The organism is Spiribacter sp. 1M189, from assembly GCF_040838345.1.
In the GTDB taxonomy this organism is placed as follows: Bacteria; Pseudomonadota; Gammaproteobacteria; order Nitrococcales; family Nitrococcaceae; genus Spiribacter; species Spiribacter insolitus.
Map to the genome: position 1 here is coordinate 1,437,068 of NZ_JBAKFF010000001.1, position 19,113 is coordinate 1,456,180.

The window sequence follows — 19,113 nt, forward strand, 5'->3', positions numbered from 1 at the left end:
GACCGACGCCGGATGAGCGAACTGCAGAACGACCGATTCCTTCGCGCGTTGGCCCGCGAGCCGGTGGACCGCACGCCAGTCTGGATCATGCGCCAGGCGGGACGCTATCTGCCCGAGTACCGGGAAATCCGGGCTCAGGCCGGCAGCTTCATGAACCTGTGCCAGAACCCGGCGCTCGCCTGCGAGGTCACCCTGCAGCCACTCCGGCGTTTCGAACTGGATGCGGCCATCCTCTTCTCCGACATCCTGACCGTACCCGACGCCATGGGCCTCGGGCTCTACTTCGAGCCGGGTGAAGGGCCGCGTTTCGAGACCACCATCCGTGATGCGGCGGCCGTGGATGCGCTTCCGGTGCCCGATGTGGACAGCGAGCTTCGCTACGTCACCGATGCGGTCAGCCTGATCCGCCGCGAACTCAACGGACGGGTGCCGCTGATCGGCTTCTCGGGTAGCCCCTGGACGCTGGCCACCTACATGGTGGAGGGCGGCAGCAGCAAGGACTTCCGGCATATCAAGGCCCTCGCCTATGACCAGCCGGCGGTGCTGGAGCGCCTGCTGGGTAAAATTGCCGCTGCGGTGACCGCCTATCTCAACGCCCAGGTCGAAGCCGGAGCGCAGGCACTGATGATTTTTGACACCTGGGGCGGCGCGCTGGCCCACGATGCCTATCCGCGTTTTTCCCTGGCGTTCGCGCAGCAGATCACCGACGGGCTGATCCGGGAGCGCGACGGACGCCGGATCCCGGTCATTTTCTTCACCAAGGGCGGTGGGATCTGGCTCGAGCGCATCGCCGAATGCGGCGCCGATGCCCTTGGCGTGGACTGGACCCTGTCAATGACTGAAGCCCGCCGGCGGGTGGGTGATCGGGTCGCTCTGCAGGGCAATCTCGACCCCAGTATCCTTTATGCGGGTCCCGAGGTGATCGAGCGCGAGGTTGGCCGGGTACTAGCGGAATACGGCCATGGCAGCGGTCACGTCTTCAACCTCGGCCATGGCGTCCATCCGCAGATCCCGCCGGATCATGTCGCCGCCATGGTCGAAGCCGTCAAGAACCTGAGCCCAGCCTGGCATGGGTAGGAAAAAGCCGCGCATCCTCTCCGCCGGTGTCGTCATCGTGCGCGCCGAGGGCGGGGAATGGCGGTTCCTGCTGCTGCGGGCCTATCAGTACTGGGATTTCCCGAAGGGCCGGACAGAAGACGGGGAAACCCCTCTGCAGGCGGCCCGTCGCGAGGTGACCGAAGAGACCGGCATTACCGATCTGCAGTTCAACTGGGGCGAGGACTACACCGAAACCGGGCCCTACGCCCGTGGCAAGGTCGCGCGGTATTACCTGGCGGAGACCACCACACGGGAGGTCATCCTTGGAATCGCGCCCGAGCTGGGCACCCCAGAGCATCACGAATGGCGATGGGTTGACCGTCGCACGGCCTATCGACTCACCGCGCCCCGCGTACGCCAGGTGCTCGACTGGGCCCTGGAGCGGCTCCCGCCGACCCCCGCCAACTGATCTTCCCTCTTGGGCATGCCGCCTCCTCAGCGGCATACTGGCCCTTGTACTGGATTGGAGCAGGAGACCACCGTGAAGCACGATCCCGTCACCGGACTCGGTTACCCGGCGACTCGTCCGAGGCGCCTGCGCCGCGACGAAGCCACCCGACGACTGGTGCGAGAGAACCAACTGAGCGTCGATGATCTGATCCAGCCGGTATTCGTCATCGAGGGGACGGACCGAACCGAAGCGGTCCCCTCCATGCCCGGCGTCGAGCGCATGAGCATCGATCGGGTGGCGGCGGAAGCCGAGACGCTGGCCGGGCTCGGCATCCCAGCCATGACCCTGTTCCCGGTCACGCCTGACGAGGCCAAAAGTGACGATGCCGCCGAGGCCTGGAATCCGCAGGGGCTCGCACAACGCGCCGTCCGGGCGATCAAGTCACGCGTGCCGGAAATGGCCGTCATCACCGATGTCGCTCTGGACCCGTTCACCCGCCATGGTCAGGACGGACTCCTCGATGAAGCCGGCTATGTCGCCAACGACATCACGCTCGAGGCGCTGGTCCGCCAGGCCCGCTCGCACGCCGAGGCGGGAGCCGATATCGTGGCGCCCTCCGACATGATGGATGGACGCGTTGCGGCCATCCGCGCCGCCCTTGAGGCAGACGGCTATTCCGAGACCCGCATTCTCGCCTACGCCGCAAAGTACGCCTCGGCCTTTTATGGCCCGTTCCGTGATGCCGTGGGATCGGCCGGCAACCTGGGCAGCGGCGACAAACGCACCTACCAGATGGATCCGGGCAACGGCGCGGAGGCGCTCCGCGAGGTCGGAATGGACCTCGCGGAGGGCGCCGACATGGTCATGATCAAGCCCGGCATGCCCTACCTCGACGTCATTCGCCGGGTCCGGGAGCACTTCGACGTGCCGACATTCGCGTATCAGGTCAGCGGCGAATACGCCATGCTGAACGCCGCCTTCGAGCAGGGCTGGCTGGAGCGCAGGGCCTGCGTGATGGAGGCGCTGCTGGGTTTCAAGCGGGCCGGCGCCGACGCCATCCTGACTTATTTCGCGCGGGAAGTGGCCGGCTGGCTCGCCGACCGCTGAGACCGTCCACATACGGAGGTGAACATGGATCTCTATGCCGTTTTCGGCCATCCCGTCGGGCACTCCCTCTCGCCTCGCATCCACCGGATGTTCGCCGAGGAGACCGCCCAACAGATTGAATACGAGCGCCGCGAACCGCCGCTGGACGGATTTGCCGACGCCCTGCAAAGCTTTCGTGAAGAGGGCGGCCACGGGGCCAACGTCACGGTACCGTTCAAGGAGGAAGCCTGGTCACTGGCCGATCAGCGCAGCGAGCGGGCCGAGCGGGCTGGCGCAGTCAACACGCTGGTCTGCGGCGAAATCCTCTACGGTGACAACACCGATGGCGAGGGGCTGATCAACGACCTGCGTAACAACCTGGGCGTCGGGCTCGCCGGCAAACGCCTTCTCGTCGTCGGGGCGGGGGGCGCAGCGCGGGGTGTCCTCGGCCCGCTGCTTGCCGAGCAGCCGGCCAGCCTGGTGATTGCCAACCGGACTGCCGACCGGGCAAGGGTGCTGGCCAAGGCGTTCGATGACATCGGCAATATCGAGGGCTGCGGTCTGGATGCCCTCGAGGGCGAGCGCTTTGAGGTGGTGATCAATGCCACCTCCAGCGGGCTCGAGGGCGAAGTGCCCGACCTGCCCGAGAGCATCGTCAGCGACGGCGCCACGGCCTACGACATGCTCTACGGCGCCGAGCCGACACCGTTCCTGCGCTGGGCGGAGCGTCATGGTGCCTTTCGCGTCCGCGACGGCCTGGGCATGCTGGTGGAGCAGGCGGCCGGCGCATTCGAGCTCTGGCGCCGTATCAGGCCCAGCACGGAATCCGTGATCGAGACACTGCGCCACGACACCCGGCCCTGATCCCCATGGCCTGGGAGGCCAACGCGACGCCGGATGCGCTATTGGTGCTCCTGGTGGGTGGCGCCACCCTGCTCGCGGTCGTCCTCCGCCACCTCTGCGAGCGCATCAAGCTGCCGCCGCTAGTGGGCTATATCCTCATCGGTCTCGGCCTGCGTCTCACCGACGGCGTCCTGCCAATCCTCCAGCCGACCGTGCTGGCCGCCTTCGAACTACTGGCGGCACTCGGTCTGGTCGCCCTACTGTTCCGGGTCGGCCTCGGCAGTGATCCTTATCGACTGCTGGAAAAGCTGCCCGGCGCCAGCCTGATCTGGGCGGTGAGCGTGATGATCTCAGGTGTCGCCGGCTACACCGCCGCCCGCTGGGCCGGATTCGAGCCGATTCCGGCCTTGGTCGCGGGCGTCGCGCTGACGGCCACCAGCATCGGTGTTTCGCTACCACCCTGGCAGGCGGCTGGGGCCCTGCGTAGCGACCGGGGTTCGCTGGTGCTGGATGTCGCCGAACTGGATGACATTTCCGGCGTCGTGCTGATGGCGCTTCTCATCAGCCTTATCCCGACGCTGAGTGCGGGCGGTGCCATTGACTGGCCGGGCGTGGGCATGACCACCGTCAGCCTCCTGGCCAGCCTCGCCGCCTTCAGCGTCGCCTGCTGGCTTTTTGCGCACTGGCTTGAACCGCCGCTGGCACGCTTGCTTGCCACGCGCGAACGCTCGCCGGCGCGGATGCTCATTGTGGTGGCCATCGGCAGCCTGATCGCCGCCCTCGCCGGCATGCTCGGCTTCTCCCTCGCCGTGGGTGCCCTGTTTGCCGGATTGGTTTTCAGCAAGGCACCCCGCCGGGTTCGCCAGGATCGCGCCTATATCGTGCTCTACGACTTCCTGGCGCCGTTTTTCTTCATTGGTATCGGCATCAAGCTCGAGCCGGCGGCGCTGGCGGGGGCGCTGGGCGCCGGCGGCATTCTGCTGATCGCCGCGGTGGCGGGCAAATTCATTGGAACGGCCCTTCCGGCCTTATGGACGGCGCCCAAAGGCAGCGCCCTGGTCATTGGCATGAGCATGGTGCCGCGCGCGGAAATCGCCATGGTCATCGTCGACCAGGCCGGCCGTTATGGCGACGATGTCGTCCCACCAGCGCTCTACGGCGCGATGACCATGGTCACCCTGATCACCTGCGCGGTGACGCCCAGTATGGTCCAGCACATGCTCGAGAACGGGGGTGCCGGACGGGGTCAGTCCCGATCCTCGCGGTGACGATCCATCAGCCGCATGTAATGACTTGCCGAGTAGGCCAGTTGCTGGCGTTCCGTCTCCGTCAGTGCCCGGACTGGCCGCGCCGGACTTCCCAGGTAGAGTTGCCCGCCGGCCAGGTGCTTGCCCGGCGGCACAAGGGCGCCAGCGCCGAGGATGACCTCGTCCTCGACCACCGCCCCATCCAGCACCATCGCCCCCATGCCCACCAGCACCCGGCTGCCGATCCGACAGGCATGGATGACCGCGCGATGGCCCACCGTGACCGACTCGCCGACGATGGCGGGATAGCCGGACTGGTAGGGCCCCTCGTGGGCGACATGCACAATGCTGCCATCCTGAATGTTACTGCCCGCGCCGATCTCGATGCGGTGGACGTCGCCGCGCAACACCGCCGTTGGCCAGACCGATACGGAATCCCCGAGGGTGACATCACCGATCACCACGGCGCTCTCATGGACGAACGCCGACGCCGGGATGCCGGGGTAAATCCCCTGATAGGCCTCGATCATCGATTGTCTCCGTGACGCATCACGTCATGGTGACCAGCTCTTCGGCGCTGGTCGGATGAATGGCCACGGTGTCATCGAGATCCTGCTTGGTCGCGCCCATGCGAAGCGCCACCGCAAAGCCCTGCAGCATCTCATCACTGCCGACACCGAAAAGGTGGATGCCGACCACGCGCTCTTCTTCGCCCACGCAGACCAGCTTCATGGTGCTGCGCTGCTTCGCCTCGGCCGGCGAGAGCGCGAAGTCCATGGGCACGAAGCCGGTCTGATAGACACGCACGGCATCGCCGTAGCGAGCGCGCGCGTCGGCCTCGGTGAGGCCAACGGTCCCGATCGGGGGGTGGGTGAAAACCACCGTCGGCACATCGCGATACTCGAGCCGGCGATCGCTCTGCCCGCCCCAGAGCCGATCCGCCAGCCGGCGCCCGGCAGCGATCGCCACGGGCGTGAGCGGATAGGGGTTATCCGTCACGTCACCGAGCGCAAAGATATGCGGCTGATTGCTGGCCTGCCAGTCGTCCACCGGTATCGTGCCCTGCTCGCTCAGCCGCACTCCGGCCGCCTCCAGGCCGAGTCCGTCGGTATTGGGGAGGCGACCCACCGCCCAGATCACCTGGTCCAGTCCTTCCAGACTGCGGCCATCCTCGGCATGCAATGCATAACCGCCCCAGGCGGCCTCCAGGCCCACCGGGGTGAAATGATTCACCAGGGTGGGTCCATGCTGGCCGATGGCGTCGACGTAGGCGTTCTGAATGGCCTCGTCAAAGTCGCGCAGGGGGCGTTCCCGCCGCACCACCAGCTGGACGTCGCTGCCCAACTGATGCAGCACCCCGGCAAGCTCCACCGCGATATAACCGGCACCCACGACAGCCACTTTCTCGGGGCGGTCGGCCATCTCGAAGAACCCGTCGGAGTCGATACCGAGGTCACCGCCGGGGATACCCGGCCGACCGGGTACGCCACCGGTGGCGATCACAAAGCGCTCGGCTCGATAGCGCTCGCCGTTCACTTCCACGGTATGCGGGTCGACGAAGCGGGCATGACCGCGGATGGTGTCCACGCCGGAGTTGCCCAGGTTACGGTCGTAAATGCCGTTGAGGCGCTCGATGTAGGCATCCCGGGCCGCGACCAGCGCTGACCAGTCGAGACGGGGACTGACGCCACTGAAGCCGTAGTCGCCGGCGCGCTCCATGACCTCGGCGGCATGCGCCGCCTGCCACATGACCTTTTTCGGCACGCAGCCCACATTCACGCAGGTCCCCCCGAGACGGGCCGATTCGACGACCGCACAGCGGGCTCCGTGCGCGGCCGCGCGTCGAGCGGTGGCGATCCCGCCGCTGCCGCCGCCAATGCAGATCAGATCATACTGGTTTTGCTCGCCGCTCATTCCCGGCTCCTGCTGTCGATGAATGTCTCCGCCACCATTCTGGCAGAGCCACGTACGCGTGGCCTATCGACCGCAATCAATGCGTGCCGCCCTGGCTCAGGACTCCGCCCTCGGATCAGACAGCGGTGAGGCCATGGACATTATTAACGCCCGGAAGCGACCCCGTCGAACTTCCGCCCCGGGTTCCGGCTCGAATATCCTGATCCGCATCGGCTACCCTGCCGGTTATCGAACACGGGGAACTTCCTCACCGACGCACGGAGCACAACGGCATCATCATGACCAATCCATTGCTCGCTGAATCCGGCCTGCCGCGCTTCTCGGAGATTCGCCCCGAGCACATCCAGCCCGCCGTGGAACAGGTGCTTGCGGACAATCGCGCCGCCATTGACGAGATCACCGCCGATAGCGCGCCGCATACCTGGCAGAGCCTGGTCGCGCCACTCGAACGGCTTGAAGACCGGCTCGAGAAGGTCTGGTCACCGGTCTCGCACCTTAACGCCGTGATGAACAGCGAGGCCCTGCGCGAGGCCTACAACGCCTGCCTGCCGCTGCTGTCCGCCTATCACACGGAGATGGGTCAGAACGCGGCACTTTACGGCGCCTTTCGCGAGCTGCGCGAGAGCGACGACTACGAGCGCCTGGAGCAGGATCAGCGCCAGACCGTGGACAATGCCCTGCGTGACTTCGAGCTGGCTGGCGTCGCCCTTGAGGACAGCGCCAAGCGTCGCTACGCGGCGATCGCCGCGCGTCTGGCCGAACTCTCCTCGAAGTTCCAGGAAAACCTGCTGGATGCCACGGATGCCTGGCACCGCGACACGACCGATCGCGAGGAACTGGCCGGCATCCCGGAAAGCGCCCTGGGCGTGATGCAGCAGAACGCCCGGCAGGCTGGTGTCGACGGCTGGCGCATCAGCCTCGACATGCCGGTGGTGCAGGCCGTTCTGGCCCACGCCCATGGCCATGAACTGCGTCGCGAGGTCTACGAGGCCTTCACCACCCGGGCCTCGGATACCGGACCCCATGCCGGACGCTGGGACAACCACCCCATCATGGCGGAGATACTGGATCTGCGGCAGGAGCAGGCCGAGATCCTGGGGTATCCGAATTACGCGGAGCTCTCGCTGGCGCCGAAGATGGCGGATTCCGCCGCGCAGGTCGTCGCCTTTCTGGAGGATCTCGCGGGGCGCGCGAAACCCGTGGCGGAGCGGGAATACACGGAACTGCTCGCCTTTGCCCGGGAACGCGACGGCCTGGAGGTACTCGAGGCCTGGGACGTGGGCTATTACAGCGAACGGCTGCGCGAGGCCCGTTATCAGCTCTCACCCGAGGATCTGCGACCCTGGTTCCAGGCCGACCGAGTGATGGCGGGACTGTTCGCGGTGGTCGAGCGGCTGTTCGGTATCCATATCGTCGAGCGCGATGACGTCGAGACCTGGCACCCGGATGTGCGCTTCTACGAAATCCATGACGGCGAGGGAGACCTGCGCGGACAGTTCTACACCGATCTCTATGCCCGCGCCCACAAACGCGGTGGTGCCTGGATGGCCACGGCCCGGGGTCGGATGGCCCACGACGGGCGACTGCAGACGCCGGTGGCATTCTTGACCTGCAACTTCACGCCGCCCGTTGACGGTCAGCCGGCGCTCATCACCCACGGCGAGGTCGAGACGCTATTTCATGAATTCGGCCATGGCCTGCACCACATGCTCACGCAGGTGAATGCCGCCAGCGTTGCCGGCATAAATGGCGTGGCCTGGGACGCGGTGGAACTGCCGAGCCAGTTTCTCGAGAACTGGTGCTGGGAGCGGGAGGCGCTGGATCTCTTCGCTCGCCACCACGAGACCGGCGAGCCCATTCCCGAGGCGCTCTTCGCACGCATGACCGAGGCCCGCAACTTCCAGGCCGCCATGCAGATGGTGCGTCAGCTCGAATTCTCGCTGTTCGACCTGCGACTGCATGTCGAGCACGACCGGGCGGTTGGTGAACGGATCCTCGCACTGCTCGAGGCCGTGCGCGACCAGGTCGCCGTGGTGCGGCCACCGGCCTTCAACCGCTTTCCCAACAGCTTTGCGCACATCTTCGCCGGCGGCTATGCCGCGGGCTACTACAGCTACAAGTGGGCGGAGGTGCTCTCGGCGGATGCCTTCGCCCGCTTCACCGAAGAGGGCATCTTCAATCCCGTCACCGGCCGCGCTTTCCTCGAGCACATTCTCGAGCGGGGCGGCTCGGAGGATGCCGCCAAGCTCTTTCGCGACTTCCGGGGCCGCGAGCCGAGTATCGAGCCGCTGCTTCGGGCGAGCGGGCTTGCCGCCTGAGGACACCCACGATCAAAGCACCCGGCACTAGGGCGTGACCCACACGGCAGCCTCCTCCGGGCCGGGCACGGGCCGGAAACTGTTGCTGATCGGTGGCGGCCATAGCCATGTCGAGGTGTTGCGACGATTTGGCCGACATCCAGTCGCGGACATGGCGCTCACCCTGCTTTCGCGCGATCGGCATACGCCTTACTCCGGCATGCTGCCGGGGTATGTGGCGGGCCACTATCGCTGGGCCGATGTGCATATCGATCTGGCCCGGCTGGCCCGATTCGCCGGGGCCCGCTTCATCCAGGACACCGCAACGGGACTGATGCTTGAGGACCGGACCGTGCGTTGCGAGAGCGGGTATGTCCTCCCCTGGGACCGCCTGTCCCTCAATATTGGTTCGACCCCGAGTCTGGAGGCGACGGGGGCTGCCGAGCATGCCGTGGCTGTCAAACCCATTCATCGCTTCAACGACCGCTGGCTGGCCCTGCTGGCGCGGGTCCGTGAGGGCAGCAGGCGGCTGCGGATCGCCGTCGTTGGCGGTGGCGCCGGAGGCGTGGAACTGCTGCTCGCCATGCAGTATCGGCTGCGTCGGGAATGCCACGCGCTCGGCCAGGATCCGGACCGACTTGCATTCGCGCTGTTCACCCGCGGGCGGACGATCCTGCCCACGCATCCCACCGGCGTGCAGCGACGCTTCCTGCATGTGTTGGCGGAACGCGGCATCGGGCTGCATTGCGGCACGGCCGTCAGTGCCGTCGACGCGACCGGCCTTGAGACCGAGGACGGCCGGCATCATCGCGCCGATGAAGTGGTCTGGGTTACCCGCGCCGGCGGGCCCGAGTGGCTTTGCGAGACGGGGCTGGCGCTCGATTCCCAGGGCTTCATCAAGGTCCGTGAGAGCCTTCAGACCGTTACCGACCCGGACGTTTTCGCCGCGGGTGACATCGCCAGCATGGTCCGTCACCCGCGGGAAAAGGCCGGTGTGGTCGCAGTGCGTCAGGGCCCGCCACTGGCCGCCAACCTGCGCCGGTCGCTGACCGGTCGGCCAGTCCGGGCCTGGCGTCCGCAGCGTCATTGGTTGGCCCTGATCAGTACCGGTGATCGCTACGCGGTCGCCTCCCGGGGCTGGCTGGGTTTCGGCGGTCGGTGGCTGTGGCATTGCAAGGACTGGATCGACCGCCGGTTCATGCGGCGATACCGCACACGGGACGATTGAACCTGCGGCACGAACCGAGCGCTCGAGCGGCCCTGCACGCCGGGCCATCACCCAGTACAATCGGCGCACTGTTCGTCATGCCAACCGGAGAGCGCCCGTGAAGCTCGCCTCGTGGAACGTCAACTCACTCAATGTGCGTCTGCCGCAGGTACTGCAATGGCTTGAGACTGCACAGCCGGATGTCCTCGGGCTGCAAGAGACCAAGCTCATCGACGAGAAATTCCCCGCCGAGGCCATTCGGGAAGTCGGCTATGAGGTCGCTTTCTCCGGCCAGAAAACCTACAACGGCGTGGCCGTCCTGGCCCGCGCGCCGCTCCAGGAGATCGCCCTCGACATACCGGGTTTCGAGGATCCGCAGCGCCGCGTCCTCGCGACCACCATCGACGGGCTGCGTTTCATCAATCTGTATGTCCCCAACGGCAAGGCGGTGGGGACGGACAAGTACGACTACAAGCTGGCCTGGCTCGCCCATCTGCGGGAATGGCTGCGCGACGAACTCGACCGCCATGAACGCGTCGCCGTCGTCGGCGATTTCAACATCGCGCCGGCCGATGCCGATGTCCATGCCCCGGCCGAGTGGGAGGAGCAGATCCTTTGCTCCACACCCGAGCGAGAGGCCCTAGCCGCCATCCTCGAGCTCGGATTCACGGACACCTTCCGTCGCTTTGACCACCCCGAGGGCACCTTCTCGTGGTGGGATTACCGGATGAACAACTTCAAACGCAACCGCGGCCTGCGCATCGATCTGATCCTGACCAGCCCGGCGTTGACCCGGGCGCTGGAGCAAAGCGTTGTGGATGCCGTGCCACGAGGCTGGGAACGGCCATCCGACCATGCCCCCGTTGTTGCCGAGTTCCGCGCTGTCTGAACCGCCGGCACGTCCATCAGGAGCCCCCATGCAATACCGCGACCTGCGCGACTTCATTGACCAGCTCGAGGCCCGCGGCGAACTGAAACGGGTCTCGGCCGAGGTCGACCCGAACCTCGAGATGACCGAGATCTGCGACCGCACCCTGCGCCGAGGCGGCCCGGCCATCCTGTTCGAGAACCCCACCGGCCATTCCATGCCGGTGCTCGGCAACCTCTTCGGAACGCCGGAACGGGTCGCACTGGGCATGGGGGCCGAGAGCGTCGATGCCCTCCGGGAAATCGGCGAACTGCTGGCCTTCCTGAAGTCGCCGGAACCCCCCAAGGGCATGCGCGAGGCCTGGCAGAACCTGCCGGTGTTCCGCAAGGTGCTCGATATGGCGCCCAAGGTCCGGCGCAGCGCGCCATGCCAGAAAAACGTCATCGAGGGTGACGACGTCGATCTGGGGCAGCTGCCTATCCAGACCTGCTGGCCCGGCGATGCGGGCCCTCTCATCACCTGGGCACTGGTGATCACCCGCGGGCCCGGACAGAAACGCCAGAATCTGGGCATTTACCGCCAGCAGGTCATCGGCCGCAACCGGGTCATCATGCGCTGGCTCTCGCACCGTGGCGGCGCATTGGACTTCCGCGACTGGCAGCAGGCCCACCCCGGCGAGCCGTTCCCCATCACCGTCGCGCTGGGCGCCGACCCGGCCACCCTCCTCGGCGCCGTCACCCCGGTACCGGACAGCCTCTCCGAGTATGCCTTCGCCGGCCTGCTGCGCGGCAGCCGCACGGAACTGGTCAACTGCATGGGCTCCGACCTGCAGGTGCCGGCGTCGGCGGAGATCGTCCTCGAGGGCCATATCCAACCTGATGACATGGCCCCCGAGGGCCCCTTCGGCGACCACACCGGCTATTACAACGAGGTGGACGACTTCCCCGTGTTCACCGTCGACCGGATCACCCATCGCGACGATCCGATCTACCACAGCACCTATACGGGCCGGCCGCCGGACGAGCCGGCGATACTGGGCGTGGCGCTGAACGAGGTATTCGTGCCCATCCTCCAGCGTCAGTTTCCGGAGATCGTCGATTTCTACCTGCCGCCGGAGGGCTGCAGCTACCGTATGGCGGTGGTCACCATGCGCAAGCAGTATCCCGGGCATGCCAAGCGCGTCATGATGGGTGTCTGGTCGTTCCTGCGGCAGTTCATGTACACCAAATTCATTATTGTCACCGACGATGATGTGAACGCGAGGTGCTGGGAAGATGTCATTTGGGCGATGACCACGCGCATGGATCCTGCCCGGGATACGGTCTTAGTGGAGAATACGCCCATCGACTACCTGGATTTCGCTTCTCCGGTGTCGGGTCTGGGTTCGAAGATGGGCATGGATGCCACCAGCAAGTGGCCGGGCGAAACCGAGCGCGAGTGGGGCCGGGCCATTCAGATGGACCCGGCGGTCAGCGACCGAGTGGACCAACTCTGGCCCGATCTGGGCATTGACGGAGACAGCCGATGACGCACCGCGTACGTATCGCCGATAGCGATCATGCCTTCGACGTGGAAGAGGGTGAGAGCGTGATTGATGCCGCCTTGCGGGCGGGGCTCATGCTGCCCTACAGCTGCCGCAGCGGCACCTGCGGCACGTGCATGGGCGATATTGTGGAGGGCAGCATCACCTATCCCGACGGACTGCCCGCGGCGATCGACAGCGAACAGGACAGCAACGGCAAGGCACTCTTCTGCCAGGCTCGTCCCGCCAGTGACCTGGTCATCCGTGTCAATGAAGTCCACGACGCCGGCGACATCCGACCCCGGCGACTGCCGGCGCGGGTGGAGCGTATGGAGGAATGCGCCGCGGACGTGCGTCGACTGTTCCTCAAACTACCCCGCGACAAACGCCTGCCCTTCCTGGCCGGCCAGTACATCGACTTCCTGCTACGCGGGGGCCAGCGCCGGAGTTTTTCCCTGGCGAACGCACCCCACGACGATGAACTCCTCGAACTGCACATCCGGCACCTGCCCGGTGGTGTCTTCTCCGGCTACGTCTTCAACGAGATGCGCGAGGGGGCCCTGCTGCGTTTCGAGGGACCACTGGGCAATTTCTTCCTCCGCGAGGACAGCGACCGCCCCATGATCCTGATGGGGGGTGGCACCGGGTTCGGTCCGATCAAGGGTATCGTCGAGCATGCCCTCTACACCGGCGTGGAACGCCCAATGCATATCTACTGGGGTGCCCGTGCCTGGCCGGATCTCTACCTCGACCATCTGCCGAGGGAGTGGGCGGCGCAGCATCCGCAGATCAGCTACACGCCGGTCCTGTCAGAGCCGGCCGAGTCCGATGGCTGGAAGGGCGCGACGGGGTTCGTGCACCAGCAGGTCGTCAAGGATTACCCCGAACTCGGCGACTTCGACATTTACATGAGCGGACCACCACCGATGATCAACGCGGCCAGGACGGCATTCGCCGACGCCGGTCTGCCGCCGGATCGGCTATATTATGATTCCTTCGAGGCAGCACCGGAGTAGCCGTCATGACGGCGGCCCGGCAAGCGGAGCAACGTTCATGAACCTGTCCAGAACCATCGCCGTGCTGCTACTTGCCGCCTTGCTGGCGGGCTGCGCCAGTAGCGGCAACCAGGCCTCCAATGATCCCCTTGAGGGCTTCAACCGGGGCGTCTATGTGTTCAACGACGAGCTGGACAACTACGTCATCGGACCGGCAAGTCGGGGCTGGACCCGCGTGACGTCGCAGGATGTCCGAAACAGCGTCAGCAACTTCTTCCACAACCTGGAATCGCCGGGCTACATTCTCAACGACCTGCTGCAGGGCAAGCCGGGCGGTGCGGGTAAGGAAACCGTGCGCTTTGTAGTCAACAGCACGGTTGGCATTCTCGGCTTCTTCGATCCGGCGTCATCCTGGCTCGGGATTGAGGGCCGGCCCGAGGACTTCGGCCAGACCCTTGGCACATGGGGCGTCGACTCGGGCCCTTACCTCGTACTGCCGCTTTTCGGGCCCTCCAGTCCGCGGGATGCCACCAGCTATCCGGTGGCCTACTACACCAACGTACTCACCTACGTGGCGATCGACACACTGACGTTCGGTACCCTTACCGCCCTGAATATCGTCAACAGCCGGGCCGAACTGGAGGGTGCGGCGCGGTTCCGCGACGACGCCGCGATTGATCCGTACGTGTTCACGCGATCGGCCTATCGCCAGTACCGCCGCAACGCCATATATGACGGCAACCCGCCGATGGACGAGGACCCCTACTCGGATTTCCTAGAGGACATGAACGAGGACCCGGATATCTAGTGCGATTGCACCGTCGGGTCGTCAGCGCCGCTCGCGGCCAGGCGCTCCAGGCGCTGTCTGAGGGGGCTTCGGCGGGGGAAATGCGCGCGCAGGAAGGCCATCTGGTCCGCCAGTATCCGCCGTCCCTGGAGATAAACGTACTCGGCATGGGTTGGCGCAAAGGGCACTGCCAGTAGTTGCATCCCGGCCTGCTCCGGCGTCCGGTTGCCCTTGAGGTTGTTGCACCGCTTGCAGGCCGTGACCACGTTGGTCCAGGTGTCGACACCGCCGCGACTGATCGGCTTGATGTGATCCCGCGACAACTCCCGGACCCGCCGGCTCTCTCCGCAGTAGAGGCAGATATGATCATCACGCCGAAACAGCGTGGCGTTGTTCAGCGGCGGCCGGTAGCCGGGGTTGCCCTTGAGCGAGGCCTGCATGGCGCCGGCGGTGGCGATGATGGAGTTGACGTCGATCACGCTGCGGCGCCCGGTGCGGGCACTGTAGCCGCCGCGGATCCGGTACAGCCGCCGACCGCAGGTATAGGCCACCTGATCGAGATGGTAGAGCCGGACCGCATCCTGATAGGTGATCCACTCCAGTGGCATCCCCGATATATCGGTCCGCAGGATATGATGCTGCAGCGTTATCACGCCGTTAGCCCTCGTATCACGCGCCGCGATCGCGCACAGATCGATCAATCCAGATCATCCAGCGCTTCAGCCTGATGTGCAAGCATGACAGGATAATGACCGCGCGCGGGTGGATGACCCGACACAGGCAAGGGTGTTTTACTGTCCCTTTGTTGTAGAATCGCCGGTCCGCCGGTCGAGATAGACCGCCTAAGGACAGGAGAAAACCCGATGAGCATCACCATCGCCGTACCCAAGGAAACGGCCAACGGAGAGCGCCGGGTCGCCATCGTCCCCAGCGTCCTCAAACAGCTGGACAAGCTGGGCGCCGAGGTTCGCGTACAGCGGGGCGCCGGCGAGAGCGCCGGATTTACCGACGATCTCTACGAGGGGGTCAGCTGGGCCGACGGCGCCGAGGATCTCTACAAGGGCGCCGACATCGTGCTGCGCGTTCAGCCGCCGAGCGTTGAGGAGGCCGGAAAGCTGCCGGAAGGATCGCTGCTACTGGGTTTCATGAGCCCGCACGAAGGCGACAGCCGGATTCGTAACCTCAACAAGCGCAAGGTAACGAGTTTCGCGCTGGAGCTGGTGCCGCGAATCACCCGGGCACAGTCCATTGACGCACTGTCCTCCCAGGCCAACATCGCCGGGTACAAGTGCTCGCTCATGGCGGCGCACCTCTCGCCCAAGCTCTTCCCGATGCTCACCACCGCAGCCGGCACGGTCCGGCCCGCCCGCGTGGTCATTATCGGCGCCGGCGTGGCCGGTCTGCAGGCCATCGCCACCGCCAAGCGCCTGGGCGCCATCGTGGAGGCCTACGACGTCCGGTCAGCGACCAAGGAGCAGGTCGAGTCATTGGGCGGCAAGTTCATCGACACCGGCGTCAGCGCCGAGGGTGAGGGCGGATACGCCCGGGAGCTGACCGAAGAAGAGAAGGCTCAGCAGGCCGAGGTCCTCGCTCAGCATATCGCGCAGGCGGATGCTGTGGTCACCACCGCATCGATTCCGGGACGGCCGGCGCCGAAGATCATCGACAAGGCCACGGTAGAGCGCATGAAGGCCGGCTCGGTGATCGTCGACATGGCCGCGGAGACTGGTGGCAACTGCGAGTTGACCGAGGCCGGTAAGGAAGTCAACCATCAGGGCGTCACGATCGCCGGCCCCAGGAACATCCCCAGCATGGCGGCCACCCACGCCAGCGAGATGTATGCACGCAACCTCTGCAACCTGCTGGCGCTGATCATCAAAGACGGCGAAATCCAGCTGGACTGGGAAGACCAGGTGGTCGCGGACAGCTGTCTCACCCACGAGGGCGAAATCCGGCATGCGCCCACCCGCGAGCGCATGGAAGGAGACAAGTAATGGCGATCGAAGGCTTTGTCGCAATCTACATTTTCATGCTGGCGGGTTTCGCCGGCTTCGAGGTCATCAGTCGGGTTCCGGTCATCCTGCATACGCCGCTGATGTCCGGCTCCAACTTTGTTCACGGCATCGTCGTGGTCGGCGCCATGGTGGTGCTGGGCCATGCCGAGACCGTCGCCGAACAGGTGGTCGGCTTCATCGCGGTCGTGCTTGCCGCCGGCAATGCGGTGGGTGGCTACGTGGTCACCGAGCGCATGCTGGAGATGTTCAAGAGCAAGGATGAGCAGAAGAAGGGGGCGCAGGAATGAATTTCATCGTCCAGCTGAGTTACCTCCTCGCGGCCATCCTCTTCATCGTCGGCCTGAAGGCCATGAGCTCGCCGAGAACGGCGCGCAAGGGCATCATCTGGGCAGGCGTCGGCATGGTCCTCGCCACCCTGGTGACTTTCCTGCACCCGGCGGTCCATGGCGTGACCAACTATGTGCTCATCGTCATCGGCATCGCCGTGGCCGGCGCACTCGCCTGGTGGTCGGGGCGGCGCGTTGGCATGACCGAAATGCCGCAGATGGTCGCGCTCTACAACGGCATGGGTGGTGGCGCCGCCGCAGCTATCGCGGGCGTCGAGATGCTGCGCGCACTCCGTACCCTGCCGGGTGATCTGCAGAATCAGGCGCAGGCCCTGGCCGCTGATGCGGGCATCAGCGTCAACGCCGCCACTGCCGCCCTGCGTGCCGACGGCGCCGGCAGCGCCGGCGTGGCGGGCGCCCTTGGCACCGACGTGGCGATCCTCGCCATCCTCGGTGCGTTCATTGGCACCGTGGCCTTTTCCGGCTCCCTTGTGGCCTGGGCCAAGCTCGACGGGCGCATGAAGCGTAATCGCCTGGTGCCGGCGCAGCAGCTGGTCAATATCCTGGTGTTCGCGCTCGCGATCATCTTCGGGATCATGACCTTCTTCACCGACAGCCTGGCGGTCGTGGCGATCTTCTTCGCCCTCGGCCTGCTCTTCGGCGTGTTCGTGGCCGTTCCCATCGGCGGCGCCGACATGCCGGTGATCATCTCGCTGTTCAACGCGCTCACGGGCCTGGCGGTGGCATTCGAGGGTTACGCCATCGGCAACCCGGCCATGATCATCGCCGGTACGGTGGTGGGCGCCGCGGGCACGCTGCTCACGCAGCTCATGGCCAAGGCCATGAACCGGCCGATCACCAACGTCCTGTTCGCCGGCTGGGGTGCCGAGGAGGGCGCCACCAGCGAGGGGCCGGAAGGCGAGATGAAGGACGTCTCGGCCGAGGACGCCGGCATCATGATGGCCTATGCCGAACGGGTCATCATCGTGCCCGGTTACGGCATGGCCGTGGCGCAGGCGCAGCACAAGATCTGGGAGCTCGTCGAGCTTCTTCAGGACCGCGGTGTGGAGGTCAAATTCGCCATTCATCCGGTGGCGGGACGCATGCCCGGACACATGAATGTGCTTCTGGCCGAGGCCGGCGTGCCCTACGACATGATCTTCGACATGGAAGACATCAACGAAGAATTCGCCACCACCGATGTCGCCGTGGTGATCGGCGCCAACGACGTGGTCAACCCCGCCGCCCGGGACGATCCCTCCAGCCCGATCTACGGCATGCCCATCCTCAATGTGGATGAAGCCGAGAACGTGCTGGTGATCAAGCGTGGCCGTGGCACCGGATTCTCAGGGGTGGAAAACGCACTGTTCTTCGGTGAGAACACGCGGATGGTCTTCGGCGACGGCCAGAAGGTCGCCGGTGGCATGGTTCAGGCCGTCAAGGGCCTGTAAGAACAGCGGGAGCGAACATGACGGACGCGGAAACCCAGGAAACCATGGAACAGCTCACGGTGGATGCCGACGGGCTGTACCAGGAAGAAAACTTCACCGACCGCCGCGTCGGCAGCATCCAGCGGCTCACACCGGTCACCCGGGACGGCCGGCCGGACGAAAGCCGTCCGGTGCTCTACCTTGGCAACACGCAGGTGATGACACCCGTGGGAGGGCTGCCGCTCAACTTCGAGCTCGATGCCAGCAGTCTGGAGGAGGCCGTGGCGGCATTCCCGGCGGCCGCGCAGGCGGCGCTGGAACAGACCATGGAGCAGCTCAAGGAGATGCAGCGCGAACAGGCCTCCCGCATCATGACGCCGGACCAGATGGGCGGCGGCATGGGTGGCATGGGTGGTGGCGGCGCTCCCGGCGGTGGTGTGCCGGGCGGCGGCATCCAGCTGGGCTAATGCGGCGACGGCCCGGCGCGGTCGCCCGCCATCGCGTCGAGGAGGCACTGCAGCGCTGCCTCCTCGACGTCACTCCAGACCTCGACAAAGCGGGCCAGGTATAGCCTGGCCACGCTCTCCGCCGAACGCACCCGCTCGACATCGGTGGATACTCCTGCCATCCCGGTCACGTTGTGCAGAACGTCGGTGACGACGAGTTCCTGCTGCAGGCGCTCGGTCTCGATCTCCTGGTTGAGAAGTGCCCGCCGGACATCCCTTGCGGCCTTCTCAATCTCCGCCGGCGCGGCATCCGGAAGCTCGCGCCGCACCCCGCGCAGGGGGTCAATGACCCTCTCCTGCCAGGCCTCGGCCCTTCGCAAGACCCTGTCCATGGTGTGGGCATCTCTCACGGGGTAGCCCACGGCAGACAGCCCCATGAGTGCAAGAAGGTTACTGACGCCAACCCCGTGGCGATCCTGGAGCCCAATGCAGGCCGCCGCCACCCCCTCACCAGCGTAGGTGGCGAGTGTCAGCGACCAGACTTCAGCGGCGGTCTCTTTGCTCTGCCTCGACATACGCTGGATTCTAGCAGCCTCGATTATCGGGCTTGCGCCGAATCGGCAGGCGACGAACAATCCATG

The 19,113-nt window shown here is 65.7% G+C and carries 19 protein-coding genes; 15 read left to right on the plus strand and 4 right to left on the minus strand.

Annotation, left to right across the window (positions count from 1 at the left end; translation table 11 throughout):
* Positions 1 to 12: 12 nt before the first annotated feature.
* The 5 genes from hemE (at position 13) to V6X30_RS07260 (ending at position 4,686) form a co-directional block, all read left to right on the plus strand.
* Entirely contained in the window at positions 13 to 1,077 is a 1,065-nt protein-coding gene (gene hemE, locus V6X30_RS07240; RefSeq protein ID WP_367983950.1) for a uroporphyrinogen decarboxylase, read from the plus strand.
* A complete protein-coding gene (locus V6X30_RS07245; protein ID WP_367983951.1) occupies positions 1,070 to 1,507 on the plus strand; it encodes a bis(5'-nucleosyl)-tetraphosphatase in 438 nt (145 codons plus the stop codon). Before hemE ends, V6X30_RS07245 begins: the two co-directional genes overlap by 8 nt.
* 72 nt (positions 1,508 to 1,579) lie before the next feature.
* On the plus strand, positions 1,580 to 2,596 hold the full coding sequence (gene hemB / locus V6X30_RS07250; RefSeq protein ID WP_367983952.1) for a porphobilinogen synthase: 1,017 nt from the start codon (positions 1,580 to 1,582) through the stop codon (positions 2,594 to 2,596).
* 24 nt (positions 2,597 to 2,620) lie between these two features.
* Positions 2,621 to 3,439 carry a shikimate dehydrogenase gene (aroE, locus tag V6X30_RS07255; protein ID WP_367983953.1) on the plus strand — a complete coding sequence of 273 codons (819 nt, stop codon included), beginning with the start codon at positions 2,621 to 2,623 and terminating at the stop codon, positions 3,437 to 3,439.
* Positions 3,440 to 3,444: 5 nt separating this feature from the next.
* The gene (locus V6X30_RS07260; protein WP_367983954.1) at positions 3,445 to 4,686 is read left to right on the plus strand and encodes a cation:proton antiporter; all 1,242 of its coding nucleotides are present in this window, start codon (positions 3,445 to 3,447) and stop codon (positions 4,684 to 4,686) included.
* Here the strand turns inward: V6X30_RS07260 and V6X30_RS07265 are convergent.
* Together V6X30_RS07265 and gorA are read right to left on the minus strand one after the other, a co-directional pair.
* A complete protein-coding gene (locus V6X30_RS07265; protein ID WP_367983955.1) occupies positions 4,665 to 5,195 on the minus strand; it encodes a gamma carbonic anhydrase family protein in 531 nt (176 codons plus the stop codon). The genes V6X30_RS07260 and V6X30_RS07265 overlap by 22 nt on opposite strands.
* A gap of 19 nt (positions 5,196 to 5,214) precedes the next feature.
* Positions 5,215 to 6,579, minus strand: coding sequence for a glutathione-disulfide reductase (gene gorA, locus V6X30_RS07270; protein WP_367983956.1), 1,365 nt, complete (start codon positions 6,577 to 6,579; stop codon positions 5,215 to 5,217).
* Positions 6,580 to 6,857: 278 nt separating this feature from the next.
* Here gorA and prlC point away from each other — a divergent pair, with 278 nt between their 5' ends.
* The 6 genes from prlC to V6X30_RS07300 all read left to right on the plus strand — a co-directional run bounded on the left by prlC (position 6,858) and on the right by V6X30_RS07300 (position 14,276).
* The gene (gene prlC, locus V6X30_RS07275) at positions 6,858 to 8,897 is read left to right on the plus strand and encodes an oligopeptidase A (RefSeq protein WP_367983957.1); all 2,040 of its coding nucleotides are present in this window, start codon (positions 6,858 to 6,860) and stop codon (positions 8,895 to 8,897) included.
* 34 nt (positions 8,898 to 8,931) lie between these two features.
* Positions 8,932 to 10,104: an FAD-dependent oxidoreductase gene (locus tag V6X30_RS07280; RefSeq protein WP_367983958.1), complete on the plus strand. Its 1,173-nt coding sequence runs from the start codon at positions 8,932 to 8,934 to the stop codon at positions 10,102 to 10,104.
* Between the two features lie 97 nt (positions 10,105 to 10,201).
* Entirely contained in the window at positions 10,202 to 10,972 is a 771-nt protein-coding gene (gene xth, locus V6X30_RS07285) for an exodeoxyribonuclease III (RefSeq protein WP_367983959.1), read from the plus strand.
* Between the two features lie 28 nt (positions 10,973 to 11,000).
* Entirely contained in the window at positions 11,001 to 12,479 is a 1,479-nt protein-coding gene (gene ubiD, locus V6X30_RS07290) for a 4-hydroxy-3-polyprenylbenzoate decarboxylase (protein WP_367983960.1), read from the plus strand.
* A complete protein-coding gene (locus V6X30_RS07295) occupies positions 12,476 to 13,489 on the plus strand; it encodes a CDP-6-deoxy-delta-3,4-glucoseen reductase (protein ID WP_367983961.1) in 1,014 nt (337 codons plus the stop codon). Before ubiD ends, V6X30_RS07295 begins: the two co-directional genes overlap by 4 nt.
* 37 nt (positions 13,490 to 13,526) lie before the next feature.
* Complete coding sequence (locus tag V6X30_RS07300) at positions 13,527 to 14,276, plus strand: MlaA family lipoprotein (RefSeq protein ID WP_367983962.1); 750 nt, start codon at positions 13,527 to 13,529, stop codon at positions 14,274 to 14,276.
* Here the strand turns inward: V6X30_RS07300 and V6X30_RS07305 are convergent.
* On the minus strand, positions 14,273 to 14,863 hold the full coding sequence (locus V6X30_RS07305) for an HNH endonuclease (protein WP_367984557.1): 591 nt from the start codon (positions 14,861 to 14,863) through the stop codon (positions 14,273 to 14,275). The two genes, V6X30_RS07300 and V6X30_RS07305, sit on opposite strands and share 4 nt — an antisense overlap.
* Positions 14,864 to 15,118: 255 nt before the next feature.
* On the opposite strand from V6X30_RS07305, the gene V6X30_RS07310 reads away from it, so the two are divergent.
* From V6X30_RS07310 to V6X30_RS07325, 4 genes are all read left to right on the plus strand, one after another.
* A complete protein-coding gene (locus V6X30_RS07310; RefSeq protein ID WP_367983963.1) occupies positions 15,119 to 16,249 on the plus strand; it encodes a Re/Si-specific NAD(P)(+) transhydrogenase subunit alpha in 1,131 nt (376 codons plus the stop codon).
* Positions 16,249 to 16,557, plus strand: coding sequence for an NAD(P) transhydrogenase subunit alpha (locus tag V6X30_RS07315; protein WP_367967343.1), 309 nt, complete (start codon positions 16,249 to 16,251; stop codon positions 16,555 to 16,557). Before V6X30_RS07310 ends, V6X30_RS07315 begins: the two co-directional genes overlap by 1 nt.
* A 62-nt stretch (positions 16,558 to 16,619) precedes the next feature.
* Positions 16,620 to 18,047, plus strand: coding sequence for an NAD(P)(+) transhydrogenase (Re/Si-specific) subunit beta (locus V6X30_RS07320; protein ID WP_408022369.1), 1,428 nt, complete (start codon positions 16,620 to 16,622; stop codon positions 18,045 to 18,047).
* A 17-nt stretch (positions 18,048 to 18,064) separates the two neighbouring features.
* A complete protein-coding gene (locus V6X30_RS07325) occupies positions 18,065 to 18,493 on the plus strand; it encodes a hypothetical protein (RefSeq protein WP_367983965.1) in 429 nt (142 codons plus the stop codon).
* On the opposite strand, the gene V6X30_RS07330 is transcribed toward V6X30_RS07325, so the two are convergent.
* Positions 18,490 to 19,047 (minus strand): TIGR02444 family protein, encoded by a 558-nt coding sequence (locus V6X30_RS07330; protein ID WP_367983966.1) that lies wholly within the window; start codon positions 19,045 to 19,047, stop codon positions 18,490 to 18,492. The genes V6X30_RS07325 and V6X30_RS07330 overlap by 4 nt on opposite strands.
* Positions 19,048 to 19,113 lie beyond the last annotated feature (66 nt).